Origin of the sequence: Marinobacter halotolerans, from assembly GCF_008795985.1 — a bacterium.
In the GTDB taxonomy this organism is placed as follows: Bacteria; Pseudomonadota; Gammaproteobacteria; order Pseudomonadales; family Oleiphilaceae; genus Marinobacter; species Marinobacter halotolerans.
This window is the reverse complement of the sequence record NZ_VMHP01000002.1, coordinates 164,605-179,569: the sequence shown is the minus strand read 5'-3', so window position 1 is coordinate 179,569 and position 14,965 is coordinate 164,605. Positions and strand designations below refer to the sequence as shown.

13 protein-coding genes are annotated in these 14,965 nt (G+C 57.9%); 5 read left to right on the top strand and 8 right to left on the bottom strand.

Annotated features, from left to right (window positions below):
- The first annotated feature begins 76 nt into the window (after positions 1–76).
- Positions 77–2,299: a DUF1631 domain-containing protein gene (locus FPL19_RS11145; protein ID WP_150912642.1), complete on the top strand. Its 2,223-nt coding sequence runs from the start codon at positions 77–79 to the stop codon at positions 2,297–2,299.
- A gap of 5 nt (positions 2,300–2,304) precedes the next feature.
- Positions 2,305–3,078 (top strand): cell envelope integrity protein TolA, encoded by a 774-nt coding sequence (locus FPL19_RS11140; protein ID WP_150912641.1) that lies wholly within the window; start codon positions 2,305–2,307, stop codon positions 3,076–3,078.
- 19 nt (positions 3,079–3,097) lie between these two features.
- On the opposite strand, the gene grxD is transcribed toward FPL19_RS11140, so the two are convergent.
- Positions 3,098–3,424, bottom strand: a complete 327-nt coding sequence (gene grxD, locus FPL19_RS11135; RefSeq protein WP_135801406.1) for a Grx4 family monothiol glutaredoxin — start codon at positions 3,422–3,424, stop codon at positions 3,098–3,100.
- 259 nt (positions 3,425–3,683) lie between these two features.
- Between grxD and argF the strand changes: the two genes are divergently transcribed.
- A complete protein-coding gene (gene argF / locus FPL19_RS11130; RefSeq protein ID WP_150912640.1) occupies positions 3,684–4,595 on the top strand; it encodes an ornithine carbamoyltransferase in 912 nt (303 codons plus the stop codon).
- A 4-nt stretch (positions 4,596–4,599) separates the two neighbouring features.
- Positions 4,600–5,670, top strand: a complete 1,071-nt coding sequence (locus FPL19_RS11125) for an ABC transporter ATP-binding protein (protein ID WP_150912639.1) — start codon at positions 4,600–4,602, stop codon at positions 5,668–5,670.
- Between the two features lie 6 nt (positions 5,671–5,676).
- Here the strand turns inward: FPL19_RS11125 and glpK are convergent, their stop codons facing one another.
- From glpK to FPL19_RS11110, 3 genes are read right to left on the bottom strand one after another with little or no spacing between them, the layout of a single operon-like run.
- Positions 5,677–7,158: a glycerol kinase GlpK gene (gene glpK, locus FPL19_RS11120; RefSeq protein WP_150912638.1), complete on the bottom strand. Its 1,482-nt coding sequence runs from the start codon at positions 7,156–7,158 to the stop codon at positions 5,677–5,679.
- A 30-nt stretch (positions 7,159–7,188) separates the two neighbouring features.
- Positions 7,189–8,763 (bottom strand): ATP-binding protein, encoded by a 1,575-nt coding sequence (locus FPL19_RS11115; protein WP_150912637.1) that lies wholly within the window; start codon positions 8,761–8,763, stop codon positions 7,189–7,191.
- Between the two features lie 58 nt (positions 8,764–8,821).
- Positions 8,822–9,559, bottom strand: coding sequence for a response regulator (locus FPL19_RS11110; protein WP_150912636.1), 738 nt, complete (start codon positions 9,557–9,559; stop codon positions 8,822–8,824).
- A gap of 256 nt (positions 9,560–9,815) precedes the next feature.
- Between FPL19_RS11110 and FPL19_RS11105 the strand changes: the two genes are divergently transcribed.
- Complete coding sequence (locus FPL19_RS11105; protein WP_191965268.1) at positions 9,816–10,628, top strand: lysophospholipid acyltransferase family protein; 813 nt, start codon at positions 9,816–9,818, stop codon at positions 10,626–10,628.
- Here FPL19_RS11105 and FPL19_RS11100 read toward each other — a convergent pair.
- The 4 genes from FPL19_RS11100 to FPL19_RS11085 form a co-directional block, all read right to left on the bottom strand.
- A complete protein-coding gene (locus FPL19_RS11100; protein ID WP_150912634.1) occupies positions 10,570–11,028 on the bottom strand; it encodes an FKBP-type peptidyl-prolyl cis-trans isomerase in 459 nt (152 codons plus the stop codon). The genes FPL19_RS11105 and FPL19_RS11100 overlap by 59 nt on opposite strands.
- On the bottom strand, positions 11,028–13,238 hold the full coding sequence (locus FPL19_RS11095; RefSeq protein ID WP_150912633.1) for an acetyl-CoA hydrolase/transferase C-terminal domain-containing protein: 2,211 nt from the start codon (positions 13,236–13,238) through the stop codon (positions 11,028–11,030). The genes FPL19_RS11100 and FPL19_RS11095 overlap by 1 nt, the downstream gene beginning before the upstream one ends.
- Positions 13,239–13,372: 134 nt before the next feature.
- On the bottom strand, positions 13,373–13,687 hold the full coding sequence (locus tag FPL19_RS11090; protein ID WP_150912632.1) for a hypothetical protein: 315 nt from the start codon (positions 13,685–13,687) through the stop codon (positions 13,373–13,375).
- A gap of 206 nt (positions 13,688–13,893) precedes the next feature.
- The gene (locus FPL19_RS11085) at positions 13,894–14,931 is read right to left on the bottom strand and encodes an NADP(H)-dependent aldo-keto reductase (RefSeq protein WP_150912631.1); all 1,038 of its coding nucleotides are present in this window, start codon (positions 14,929–14,931) and stop codon (positions 13,894–13,896) included.
- Positions 14,932–14,965: the final 34 nt, after the last annotated feature.

Genomic DNA, 14,965 nt, shown 5'->3' with positions numbered 1-14,965 from the left:
GTAGATTGTTCTAAAAAAAGATCAAACAGATTCTGCTCGGTTTTGCAGCCGGTTGAGGCGCACACAGGAGTCGGCCATGAACAAGCAGTCCGGCATACATTTTCTCCGGGAGCACCGGGAAGCCGGTAGCTCAAGCCCCTTGCCAACTGAGGTTGTACGCATCCGCGACACCGTTGTGGCCGGGCTGGGAGACTTGTTGCAGGGTGCCTTTGACGCAGTGGATGATTCGTTGTTCGAACTGGCCAACAACGCCAGAAGTAACAACGAACAGAACCGCTACTTTGAAGCCATGCGTGAAATCCGCATAAAGCGCAAAGGCGTCGAAAAACACTTTCAGAACGCCGTCAGCCAGCTGTTTTCGCACCCACCTCAAAGCGGCGCTGCAGCAACCGAAGACCTGGCGTCCCAATCAGCCAGCGCTGATAGCCTTTCCCTTGTGGGCGACGACGACCTTGAAGAGCAGGTCGCGCTGAACGCCATGATTTCCAAATCAAAGGTTCACTTTCAGGGGCCCCTGCTGCAGCTTCAAGCCCGGTTCAGTTCAATCTATCCGGGTGTGACCGAGGAAACACCGGTCAACCCCATGTCACCGGAACACCTCTGCAGCGCCTTTGTCGAAGCCATTCAAGCCCTGGAAATCCAGATTCGGGAGCGACTGATTCTGCTGAAGCAGTTTGATCGCTATGTGGTATCCAATCTGGGCATGTTGCTGGATGAGGCCAACCGGATTCTTGTCCAGGCCGGCGTTATCCCCAATTTCCGCTACCACGGCAAGACTGGCAAGCAGCACGACAGGCCCGGCCAGGAAGGCACAGCCCAGGCAAGCGATAGCACGGACCCCGCCGCCGCGACTTCCGGCGCCCAGGGCCACCATGAAGGCGAGATGTTTGACCAGATCCGACAGATGCTGGCTTCTCAACGCGCCAGTTCCGGACAGGTCCCGAGATCCGCCGACCCCAACATTCAGGTTATTGGTGGCGCAGAGCTGATAAGCCTGCTCAGTGCGCTTCCCCAGCAAACCGCTGAAATCCGCAACTGGAGCAACCTCAGTGAAGGCAGGCCGACCATGGTCGACCTGCGCTCGGTGGTTGAGCAACTGCTGGCACAGACAAACGCCACCGAAGAGGGCAAGAAACCCGCACTGAACGAAATGGACGAGGACCTGATCAACCTGGTCTCCATGCTTTTCGAGTTCATTCTTGACGACTACAACCTGTCGGCGCCCGTTCAGGTGCTGATCAGCCGCCTTCAGATTCCTATTCTCAAGGTGGTGATCAAGGACAAGACCTTCTTCAGCAAGGCCACCCACCCCGCCCGCCGGCTTCTGAACAGCCTGGCTCGCGCGGGGATAGGCTGGAGCGACAGTGATGAGAAGTCACGGGACAAACTGTATGACCAGATACACTCTATCGTCGCCCGCATCCTCAACGAGTTCGATGGTGATGTAAGCCTTTTCGAGACATTGGGCGACGAATTCGATCAGTTTCTGGCTCGGGAAAATCGCAAATCATCCCTGGTTGAGCAGCGCACCCGCGAGTCAGAGCGCGGCCGCATCAAATCACAGAAAGCGCAGGAAACCGTCGATAAGCTGCTTCAGAAGAAGCTTTCCCGCTACAAGCTCAATGAGCCGGTGCGAAACATTCTGCTGAACGGCTGGAGTCGGGTAATGTTTCTGGCTTATCTGCGGGACGATGTCGAGCACCGCTGGGCGCAGACGGTCCGGGTGGTTGATGACCTGATCTGGTGCCTGCACCCGCACCAGGAAGACCAGGAACGGGACCAGTGGGTTCGGGTGGTGCCTGGGCTATTAAAATCGCTGAGGTCCGGTCTTGAGGAAGTGTCCTATAACTCTTCCAAGCTTGACGAAATGATGGCCGACCTGAAACACGAGCTGACCGAAGCCTTCCGGGCCAATGCCCTGGTCGAAGCCATGGAAGACTCGCCAGAGACCGAGGACGAAGAGCCCAAGGGGCCCCAGACGGCGATTGAGCGCCAGCAGGAGCTTGAAAACGCAGCGATTGCCGAGCACATAGCCCAGATTGACCAGATCGAGATCGGCAACTGGGTCGAGTTCAATCTGGTCAACGGCGCCAGCTTCCGCTGTAAACTTTCAGCCATTATCGAGGAGGCGGAGTGCTTCGTGTTCGTCAACCGGATGGGGCTCAAGGTGATCGAGAAAACGCGCTCTGATCTGGCTCACGAGTTACGCCGGGGCCGATTGACCGTCCTCGAACAGGGCGCCCTGATCGACCGGGCGCTGGATGCCGTCGTCGGCAGTCTGCGGAGCAAGACCGGATAGGCTAAATGCTGGAGCACGAACAAAGCACCGGTCTTCCGGGAGCCTACCGGATTACTCTGGCGCTCTCGGTCGCCTTTCTGTTTCATACTCTGCTGATGGCAAGCTTTCCGTTTGACCTGCCGGAACACAACAACAATCCGGTAACGGTCAGGGTTCAACTGGTTCCTGAAGCCGGCACTCCGGCAACTCAAAGTGCCCCCGCGCAAACCAGTGCTCCGGTCCGAGTAACGCCCTTCACCGTTGACGACATTCTGGCAACTCAGCCGACGCGGGACGTTCCCCGAACATCGCGACCACAAACCCGTACAGTTCCGGAGCCCTCCGGAAGCGAAGCCCCTGAGACCACGGTTGACAGCAAAACGCAGCCCCTCAGGGAGACACAGCCGCAGCAGTCAGAGGGCAGCCTTCAGTCGGCCCCGAGTGTAGCGGGGCAAAAGTCTGTACGGCAGGAAGAATCGGAACAGGAAGTGACGCTCAAGTCCGAAGCGCCCAGCGAAGAGAGCGCTTATCTTTCGCTTCTGGTTCAGACCATTGCGCGCAAAGCACAAATTCCAAAGCTGGACCAATACGAAAAAGGACAGGTGCTGGGAGTGCAACTGGAATTGAACCTGATGGCCAACGGCGCGCTGATCGACGCGAGAATCACAAAATCATCAGGTAACGAGGGGCTGGACAGGCGGGTTTACCGGGCGGCGTTATCGGCAAGCCCCTACCCCGAGCCGCCGACTTCCGAAGGAGGCCGGCGGAGATTCAGGGTGGAGGTCAGATATACATTCTGACTGGCGGCAATTGCCGGACTCAGGCTTCCGCCTGTTTTGCGGCTGCCTTGACTTTCTCAGCAAGCTCGCCGCTCTCGGACATCTCGAGGATAATATCGCAGCCCCCGACCAGCTCGCCATTGATGTAGAGCTGGGGATAGGTCGGCCAGCTCGAGTAAACCTTGAGCGCCTCGCGCAGTTCCTGGTTATCCAGGATATTAACGAACGCGAAACGTTCACCGCAGGCCATCAGCGCCTGGGAGGTTTTTGCTGAAAAGCCGCACTGGGGCTGCTGGGGCGAGCCTTTCATGTAAAGAATGATCGGGTTTTCTTCAAGCTGGTTCTTGATGGTTTCGTTAATATCCATTGACACTTACCTCACGCAGGAATCATGTGTTGCCTGCTGGCAACGACTTACCCCTATTGTACACGGCTCGCCTGATCCGGACCAAACACCAAAGACCAATCAGCCCGTGTTGCGGCGTTGTCATCAAACCGCTGACCCGCTAGACTTGTGGCCCTCTGCAAGGCAGGCCGCCGCTCGCCAGGCACAGTATCAGGCACAACGCCAAACACAACACAGCAGCTAGTTCCGACGCGTCCATAGATCAATGAAGGGCCATTTCATGGCAAGACACTTTCTTACTCTCAATGACCTGAGCCCTGACGAGCTGGAAGCTCTGCTCGACCACGCCTCAAAGCTTCGCAAAGAATGGCACCAGGGCGTTGTGCGCGAGACCCTTAAAAACCGTGTGCTGGCAATGATTTTTGAAAAATCATCCACACGCACACGGGTGTCTTTCGAGGCCGGAATGACACAGCTCGGCGGCTCAGCACTGTTTCTGTCACCGCGAGACACCCAGTTGGGTCGCGGAGAACCGGTGGAAGACTCTGCCATTGTTATCTCCAGCATGGTCGACGCCGTGATGATCCGGACTTTCGATCACGACATCGTCGAGCGATTTGCCGCCGCCTCGCGGGCACCGGTCATCAATGCCCTGACGGACGACTACCACCCCTGCCAGCTTCTGGCCGACATGCAGACTTATCGGGAACACCGGGGCAGCATACGCGGCGGAACCGTGGCCTGGATCGGGGACGGCAACAATATGTGCCAGTCCTACATCAATGCCGCAGACCAGTTCGGTTTTAACCTGCGCGTGGCCTGTCCTGAGGGATATGAACCAGACATGTCGCTTCTGAAAACTCACTCTGACCGCGTCGAGATCCTTCGGGACCCGGCGGAAGCGGCCAGGGGCGCCAACCTGCTGGTCACCGATGTATGGGCTTCCATGGGCCAGGAAGACGAACAGAAAGCCCGGGAAAAGGCTTTCAGTGACTATCAGATTAATCCGGCACTGATGGCCACCGCTGACAGGGATGCCCTGTTCATGCATTGCCTGCCCGCCCACAGAGGCGAGGAGATCTCGGCAGACATGATGGAACATGCCAGTTCCGTGGTCTGGCATGAAGCCGAGAACCGCCTGCATGCCCAGAAGGCACTGCTTGAATTCCTGATCCTCAACCGCCTGGACTGATCCGATGATCGAAAGCCTGACCCAACCCGACGACTGGCTTCTCGAAGTCAACAATCTGTCTTGCGGTTACGGTGACGGCTCAGTGGTCAAGGAGGTCAGCTTCGCCCTGTCCCACGGGGACATTGGCTGCCTGCTGGGTCCCAGCGGCTGCGGTAAAAGCACGATTCTTCGGGCACTGGCAGGGTTTCTGCCGCTCAACGGTGGTGAGATCCGGCTGCAGGGTTCGTCCATCAGCCTGCCGGGCCAGACTCTTGCCCCCGAGAAACGCCGCATCGGAATGGTGTTCCAGGATTACGCGCTGTTTCCGCACCTGACCATTGCTGAGAACGTCGGCTTTGGCCTGCGCAGCGAAAGCCGGGACGAGAAAAAACAGAAGGTCGGTGAGCTGCTCCAGGTGGTCCACCTCCAGGACCTGGCAAATAATTACCCTCACGAGTTGTCCGGCGGCCAGCAGCAACGTGTCGCCCTCGCCCGGGCTCTTGCCCCGGAACCTACCCTGATCCTGCTGGACGAGCCCTTTTCCAACCTGGACGCAGACCTGCGCCGGCGGCTGAGCCTGGACGTGCGGGACATTCTGAAAACCTTGGGCATTAGCGCGATACTGGTCACCCACGATCAGCAGGAAGCCTTCGCCATGTGTGATCAGGTTGCCGTCCTGAAGGACGGTGGCATTCAGCAGTGGGACGTGCCCTATAACCTCTACCACGAGCCGGCCAACCGGTTCGTCGCGGGCTTCGTGGGTCAGGGCGGCTTTATTCCGGGCAAAACCCTCGGCCCGGATACCATCGAGTCGGAACTGGGCGTGATCAGTGGCAACCGGGCCTACCCATGGAACCCCGGCACGCTAGTGGATGTGCTGATCCGCCCTGACGACATTGTTTACGACGCCGATTCCGACCTCAGGCCCAAGGTGGTGGAAAAGACGTTTGCAGGTACCTCCACGCTCTACCGGTTCCGCTGCTCGGAAGATACGGAATTTGAGGCGCTGTTTCGCAGCCACCTGGATTTTCACCTGGGCGAGCATGTGCCCGTTCGCGTTGAAGCGGACCACCTGATTGCCTTCGAAAGAGTCTGACAGCTTTCAGTTGTTACATACCCGCTCGACCGCATCCAGCCATCCTGCATAGAGCGATTCCCTCAGCACTGGTTTCATCGCCGGCTCGAAATAATGCTCCCGCTCCCACAACCCGGCAATCTGCTCAAGATTCTCGTAGATGCCGGTCTGCAAGCCGGCCAGGTAGGCAGCGCCCAGCGCCGTGGTTTCCGTCACCTGGGGCCGCTCGACCGGTACATTGAGAATATCTGCCAGAAACTGCATCAGCCAGTCGTTTACCACCATGCCACCGTCCACGCGCAGGGATTTCAGTGACGTACCGTCGTTCTGAATGGCGCGCACCAGATCCTTGGTCTGATAGCACACCGACTGAAGCCCCGCGGTTACAATCTCGGCAATGCCGGTATCCCGTGTCAGCCCCATAATGGCGCCACGGGCATGAGGGTCCCAGTGAGGGGCTCCCAGCCCGGTGAACGCGGGCACCAGATAGACAGGGTTCTCAACCCCCACCTCGGACGCGTAGCGGGAGGACTCACTGGCGTGGCTGATCAGCTTCAGGCCATCTCTCAACCACTGCATCGCGGCCCCCGCCACAAAAATACTGCCTTCCATGGCGTAGCATGGCTTTCCGTTCAGCCGGTAGGCCATGGTAGTCAGCAGTCGGTTCTCCGAGCGGGGCGCCTCGGACCCGGTATTTACCATCAGGAAACAGCCGGTACCGTATGTGCTCTTCGCCATGCCCGGGGTGAAACAGGCCTGGCCTATTAGCGCCGCGTGTTGATCCCCCGCGATACCGGCTACCGACAGTGACTCGCCAAACCATTGAGGGTCGGTCCGGCCAAAGTCCGCAGCCGAATCCAGGACCTCGGGCAGTAACGAGCGCGGCACACGAAACAGCTTCAGCAGATCTTCGTCCCAGTCCTGCTGGTGGATATTGAACAGAGCCGTGCGCGACGCGTTGGTCGCATCGGTGCGATGACACTGCCCTGCCGTCAGGTTCCACAAAAGCCAGCTATCAACAGTTCCGAACGCCAGCTCACCGGCCTCGGCGCGGGCGCGCACGCCATCGACATTATCCAGAATCCAGGCAATTTTGGTCGCGGAAAAATAAGGGTCAATCAGCAGACCGGTGCGATCAACCACCGTATCCTCATGTCCGTCGGACTTGAGCTTGGTGCAGAGCGAGGCGGTGCGACGATCCTGCCACACGATAGCGCGATAAACGGGCTCGCCGGTCTTCCGATCCCAGATGACCGTGGTCTCGCGCTGATTGGTGATGCCGATACCGGCAACGGATGACAGTGGGACATCGGCGGACTTGAGCGCCTCACGGCAGACGGCGAGGGTACTCTCCCAGATTTCACGGGCGTCATGCTCTACCCAGCCATCTTCAGGAAAATACTGATGAAACTCCTGCTGGGCAGTGGCAACGGAATGACCCGAGGCGTCAAAAACGATGGCGCGGGAACTGGTGGTTCCCTGGTCAATGGCAAGCAGATACTGAGGCATAAGTAACGTCCTTTCACCTACACAGATGAATCATAACGACGGTTCAATCGGTTTCTTGCGGGGCCAGACCAGGCTGAACTTTGCGCCGCCAAGGTCTTCACTGCGGCTCACGAAGGCCTGCCCGCCGTGCCAGTAGAGAATACGGCGAACAATTGAAAGCCCGAGGCCATAGCCGCCGGAGGTGCGGGTACGGCTGTCGTCCAGCCGGGCAAAGGCGGTGAAGACCTTTTCCCAGTCCTCCTCCGGTATACCGGGGCCATCGTCTTCCACATCAATCCGGCAGTTGTCCTCGTCCAACTGGCAGTGAACTCTCACTTTGCTGGCGGCATAACGGGCGCCGTTACCCACCAGGTTCTGGATTGCACGGTGCAGATAACGCGGTTCAACATCGGAGAGCGACCAGGCTTCGGATTCGTCATCGATATCCGCTTCAATCACGTGTTCCGTGCGAATCAGCTGCTGCTCACTCACCACCTGGCGCACGATATCGGTAACCGAACACTCCTGCAGAGCAAACACCGGCCCGCCCTGCTCCAGCCGGGCATAGGTCAGGATCTCGTCAATCAGCTCATCCAGTTCCTGAATGTCGCCATCGATACCGTCAAGCTGTTTCTGCAGGGCGTCCGGATCCCGGCTGGTTTCGATCATCTGTACCCCGAAACGGATGCGGGCCACGGGCGTTCGCAGCTCGTGTGAGACGGCGTGGATCATTTCTCTCTGTACCCCCACCAGACGCTGGATATGTTCCGCCATTCCGTTAAACGCCGCCGCCAGGCGGGAAACCAGGCGGCTGTCAGACGTTTCAACCCGCGCGCCCATCTCGCCCCGCGCAATGCGGATAGCAACGGATTCCACGGCCCGTAGATTGCTGTCCACTTCCCTCATGGCCAGATAAAGCGCCAGCGCCAGCACACTACCGCCGACCACCATCAACAGTAGCAACACCGGCCATGCCCAGGGATCGAAGGGCGGCGGCATAGCCAGATCCACCAACGCCCCATCCTTCAGGCGAATGAGAACATGAGCCCGGCCGCTGGACGGATGCTGGTAGAGCGAGATGCCGCGATCAGACACCCGGCCCAGAACTTCCGTATCCGGAACCGATTCCGGCTCCTGAATGATGGATAGTGACGCGCCCAGCGACTGGGATAACTGCGCCACCGCCTGCTCGCGGCTTTCCGGCGGCACGCCACCAAGATGCCAGCGGGCAATCAGTGCCAGCGCTTCCGACACGTCACTGTAAAGATTGCCAAAACGCATCCGCAGCACCCGACCGGACTCATCCAGAACCATTATCTGCTGGCCGATACTGGTGTCCTTGGAAACCACCTGACCGTAGGAAAGCCGTTCAATCTCGATGTCAGAAACCGCCAGCTGCTCCGGCGACAACAGTCGGAAATCGTAAAATGCGGACAGCCAGTGAAACTGCTCTTGCGGATTGGGCGTGGAGGCAATCCAACGCATCAGGGGCTCGGCGAAACGTTCCTGCCAATACTGTTCACGAACCGAATTCACCCCCATAAACAGGGCGACACAGAACATAAGAATCAGGAATGTCAGGCCAATCAGGCGGGCGTAGAGCTTGAAGAAAAACTTGAAGGGCATTGTATGAACCCTGGCAATGAACGCCGGCCCCCGAGGGCCGGCGCCAGAGACTGGATAGTCAGGCTTCTTTTACGAAAAGATAGCCTTTGCTGCGAACGGTCTTGATGCGTCGCGGATGAATCGGATCATCACCGATTTTCGGCCGGATTCTGGACACCCGGACATCAATGGAACGGTCCTGCCCGTCGTACTCAATTCCTCGCAACGCCGTAAAGATCTCTTCACGACTCAGCACCCGGCCGGCATTGCTTGAAAGCAGCCACAACAGGTCAAATTCGGCACTGGTCAGGTCAATGCTGCTGTCATTCAGCCAGGCCTCACGCATGGAGCGATCAACCACCAGATCATTGAACTGCAAGCGCACCGGCTCCTCGGTCAGACCTTCTTCCGCCGCGACCGTGCCGGTTTCCGACACCCGGCGCAACAAGGCGCGGATTCGGGCCAGCAGAACCCGTGGCTTGACCGGTTTGCCAACATAGTCGTCCGCACCCATTTCCAGGCCAAGAACCTGATCCAGGTCGTCGGTTCGGGCGGTCAGCATAATGATAGGTCCGGTATAGCTTGGCCTGACGCGACGACAGATCGAAAGGCCGTCTTCGCCGGGCAACATCAAGTCCAATACCACCAGATCCGGCTTTTCGTTGCGGATACGCTCGACTGCGTTTCCGCCGTGGGTTTCCAGGGCGACGGTCAGGCCATTGCTTTCCAGATATTCCTTGGTCAGCTCTGCCAGCCTCTCGTCGTCCTCGACTATAAGAATCCGCCAACTTTCGTTCGTTTGTTCCACGCCGTCCATCTCTGATTGTTATTCGGGTTTCTAGAGTTTTTAGCACACGAATCGCTGTTTTACAGACCATACAGGCTACGTCTTGTAACAGCAATTATACATGCTTTTCAGAAATATACATTGAACAGACCGTTGGTTACACCGTGGATACGTCCAATACCGGCCCCAGAGGCCCGGATTGTCATCAACTCGTCACCTTCTGTTCATCTGCATGTCATCGCCGGTTCATAGCCTTGTCGGGAAGATTCACCACTGGAGGCGCGACATGATTGCCCAGACTGCCCGGCTCACACTGTTTATCGGGTTTCTTGTCGCCATTGGACTGCTGGCGGTTTTTCTGAAAGTTGCGGAACTGGTCACGTCCCGACCCATTGATCACACATTCTGGGCCCAACGCTGTTTCCGTGGCGCCACCGGATGCCTGGGTCTGAACGTCACCGCTCATGGCCAGCCCTCGCCCTCGCCTGCACTCTTCGTCTGCAATCACGTTTCCTGGTTCGATGTTCCGGTCCTCGGTGGCGTGCTGCCAGCCAGGTTCCTGTCGAAATCGGAGGTGGGCCAGTGGCCACTGATTGGCTTTCTTGCCCGTCAGGCAGGAACAGTGTTTATCAAGCGTGGCGGCGGCAAGATTTCAGGCATTGTGGATCAGCTGTCGGACATTCTGGCAGGAGGCCAATCAGTCATGGTGTTTCCGGAGGGTACGACAAGCACGGGAATCACTGTCCTGCCATTTCACGGCAGACTACTGCGGGCGGCACAGATCGCAGGTACACCCATTCAGCCCGTTAGCATTGTGTATCGACGTGGCCGAGCGCAGGATCATCTGGCGCCCTTCATCAATGACGATGAATTCCTTGGGCACCTTTGGAGGCTGCTGCGTCAACCGCCGCCGACCGTTGAAGTTCTGCTTCACCCGCCGATAATGCCTCGGCCGGATGATAGGCCCTCCGAACTGGCAGCAACTCTGCGGGCCACGGTACTGGAGGGCGTCGGCGCCATTACCAATAGTCAGCCCGGCCTCACTCCAGCGGGTGACCCGCCGCTATTTCCGCATCCGTCGCCTCGCGCCTTTCGATGATCTCCAGATCGAAATAGAGGGTGAACCCGGCCAGCGGATGGTTTGCGTCGACCTTGATCAGATTGCCATCAATGCTGACCACCTGAACAACCTGGGCTTCATCGCCGGTATTTGTCTGGAACTTCATGCCCACCTGAAGGTTTTCCACACCTTCAAACATGGAGCGGGGCACGGTGCGGATCAGTTCGGGATTGTGCTCACCATAGGCCATGGACGGCGGCACGGTAACTTCCAGACAGTCGCCAATATTCCGGTCCTTAACCGCCTCCTGGATGCCGGCGATCACGCCGGGACTGCCCTGGAGAAAATGCAGCGGCTCGCTGCCCTCAGAGGTGTCGACCAACTCGCCAAGCTTGTTCTTGAGCACATAGTGAACAGTAAATACGGCAGGTTTTTGCATCAGGCTGTCTGGTTTCCTGTGTCCGGTGAGGTGTTGGTCAGATCAAGGCCGTGAATCAGCAGCCGTTGATCCAGTTTTTCCCGCAGCCCGCGAGGACTGTCGAGCTTCATTCGCTCTAGCAGGCGCTGATAGCGGTCGTCCTCGTCGCTAGCCTTCATTGCCTGCCACAACGCAGTGATTTTACCACGACGGGTAGCCGTTGCGGTTTTCAGGGTTTTCAGCGCCTTGCCCAGGACCAGCTCATCATCGGTGAAGTCGCAGCCAAACGGGAAGGCCGGGAACAGATGGCCGCCACCGGCGGTTTCCACCACTTTTCTGGCACGCTCCGGGGTATTATTACGCCAGGCTTCCGGTAGCTGAAAGCCTGGATCCACCTTGCCCGCTTTCCGGGCCTGATCCAACAAATCCTGTTGGAAACGGGAATCGGCAATGCGGATCAGACGAAGATACACCTGCTCATCTGATTGCCCGCGCAGGTCGGCGATTCCGTATTCGGTAACCACCAGGTCCCGCAGGTGGCGGGGTATGGTGCAATGAGCGTAGTTGAACACGATATTGGACACCGTTTCCTGACCGGACTGGCGGGTGCTTCGCAGGCAGATAACGGAACGCGCCCCCGGCAACTCGTGGGCCATGGCCACAAAGTTGTACTGGCCGCCAACGCCGCTGACCACACGACCATCCTCAAGCCCGTCAGACACGGCGGCGCCATTGAGCGTATGCATCATGGCGGTGTTGATAAACCGGCCGTGGGCCCGCTGGGCAGACTTCAACCGCTGATTACCAAAAGCATGATCGTATAGGTGATTGATGAAACTGACGCTGGTCATGCAGATCCGCTGACGATTTTCCGGGGGCAGATCCCGCAGACGCTGATAGAAAGACTCCGGTCCCAGGTAGAATCCCCCGTGAATAACGATGCCGCCGGTCAGTTCACGGCCCAGCGCAAGTTTCTGTATGGCCTCGCGGGATTCGGCATCATCCAGATCCGGCTCCAGGGAGTGCTGCCCTATCCGCAGGCGACCGCCCTTGAATTCAACGTCGGGCCGCAGAATGCCGTAGCCGATCAGCCAGGAGACATCCCGCGACCGCAGCGGCGAGTCGATCAGATCCTCTTCCCGCAGTACGTCCAGGGTTTCCATGGAAACCTGACGACCAATCCTCCCGTGATTAACCAGCTCCTGCAGGCCCGCGTGGTTGTATACCTCACGTTTGATAACCCCCGCCTCAAGCAGATGGATAAAGCCGTCCACCATCATCTCACTGCAGCCGTAGAGGCCCTGCTCGAAAGGCTCTAGCCCACCCAGCGGTTCGACCTCTGGAAAATTCCCGTCCACGGCCAGCTCGTCATAGACTGCTTTCCACTGATCGTTGTCTCTGTGGCGCATAATCGCGCTGTGAACCAACGCTGAACCCAGTGAGCCGATGCCCACCTGCAGCGTGCCGCCGTCTTTCAGCAGAGCACTGGCGTAGAACCCGATCAGGTGATCCTCCGGGCTGACAGCCATTGGCGGGGCGGAAAAAAGCGGGTAATCCGAACGGGGATGCTCTAGCAGGATATCGAAACTGGTATCACTGACCGCTGCGTGATTGTCCATGAATGGAAGGTGGCTGTTTATCTCACCCACCAGCGCCACCGGCTGACCGCTTTCCTCGCGCTCCCGCAGCAGAGGTATCAGGTCCAGGGTCAGGTCCGGATTGCTGCTCAGGCTCAACATGCCCTCATCGCCATCATCCACCGGAGGCGCCACCATCTGGGCCACCACATTGATCCCCTGGGCCATGAGGTCGCGAACCGCATGGGTATAGTTGGTACAGATGTATCGCTGCTGCTGCGAGGGGTGATTGAGCAAGGAGCCGGCCTTGAAGAAAAATTCGGATACCGACACGTTTGGCGGCAGGCGTTTTGCTAGAACATCCCGGGCGTAATCCAGTTCCGGTATATCGCCATACAGGCGCTCTGCAAAAGGCTCCATAAACCGCTTTTCCAGGGAAGAGCGACCGCCGGGCGCCGTGAGCGAAAGGGCCGTAAGAATATGAAGCCGGATGCCAGGGTCCGACTTCGCCCTCTCATAGAGCGCGTTTATAAACCGGATCGGCTTACCGAGCCCGAGGGGCAACCCGATGGTGATGTTTTTGCCGACCCGCTGGATGAGTTGATCAACACAGGCCTGGCTGTCATTGAGTTTCAACGGTCTATCGTTGGCCATGAGCGAACTCCGTGTTGGCATCAAAGAACGATTACAGGAGTCGGATGATCACACGGCTGACGCGGACAGGCAATCTGGTGCGGGGCGTAGAATGAAGCAGAAAGTTGTGGTGGCAGTAGTGAGAGCTGGCGGTTTCAGAAGATCCACTTGAAATTCAGGCAGGCGCCCTCTTCAAGCAAGGCAACACCATGATCCGCCTTCGCGGAATCCGATGCATAGGTCTTTTCTTTCGGATCCGAGCCCGAAAGGCTGAGGCTCAGCAGACGCGATCCGATAGAGGCGAACATGTCAGAAGCTTCGCGCTCGAAGTCGCCGGACATTTGCTCCTGAAGTTCATAAACATCCTGGGTCGGCACCTGGTCGGCAAATACGCGCTCGGCTGCTTCAGCGCGAACGACGAAAGCCACCATGTTGAGTGCGAGAAGGGCGATAAAGATGCGAATAATCATGATGTTTCTGGGTCCTGATCGAGGCGGAGATTCTAATGTCACCTGCGATCAAAGTCTAATGATCCAACGCAAAAATGTTGTGAATTTGCACACAAATGTGCCGGAATACCGCCATCAGAGGGCATCTTTTTTGTCAAAAAACCAGCATTTTCTGTAACGGGGTGTAATCCCGCCACCCTGACCTGCCGACAACTCACTAAGGACAACTAAGGACAGGGATTGGTGAACTCCCCGTGAATGGCCTCGATATCGGCAAGCACCTGATCATCCAGCTGCAATGAAGCAGAACGGATGTTCTCCCGCAGTTGCTCCAGCGACGTTGCCCCAATGATGTTGCTGGTCACAAAATCCCGGCCTGTCACGTAGGCCAGCGCCATCTGCACCGGAGACAGACCATGCTTTTTCGCCAGATCCACGTAGGCGCGGGTAGCAGCGTCACCGCGACTGCTGGTATATCGGGAAAAGCGAGTGTAGAGCGACAGCCGGGCACACTCGGGCCGACGGCCACCCAGGTATTTACCGGACAGCACCCCGAACGCCAGTGGCGAATAGGCCAGCAAACCTACCTGTTCCCGACAGGCGATTTCGGCCATACCCACCTCAAAGGTGCGATTCAGCAGGTTGTAGGGGTTCTGGATGCTGACCAGCCGCGGCCAGTTGTTTTCCCTGGCCAGACGCAGATACTCGGATGTACCCCAGGGGGTTTCGTTGGAGATGCCGATCTGGCGGATCTTGCCTTCCCCCACCAACTCGTGGAGCGCTTCCAGGGTTTCCTCGATGGGAGTCGATTGCTCATCCGGCTGATGCTGGTAGCCAAGTTTGCCAAAGAAGTTGGCATTCCGGTCCGGCCAGTGAACCTGGTAGAGGTCGATGTAATCTGTCTGCAGCCGCTTCAAGCTGTCTTCGCAGGCCAGGCGGATGTGAGACCGGGTAAGGCGCGGACCGTTTCGCAGATAGGTCAGTCCATTGCCGGGCCCTGCCACTTTTGACGCAATCACCAGATCGTCCCGTTTACCGCGTTTCGCCAGCCAATTACCCAGGTAAGTCTCGGTCAGACCTTGGGTTTCTGCCCGGGGCGGCACCGGGTACATTTCCGCGGCGTCAATGAAATTGACACCCTCGGACGTGGCGAAATCCAGCTGCTCAGCCGCCTCACTTTCGGAATTCTGCTCACCCCAGGTCATGGTGCCCAGACATATTTCGCTAACGTCGATATCGGTTCTGCCAAGCCTGCGGGTTTTCATAGATCCTCCGGAATTATCGGTGCCTGATTTGTCT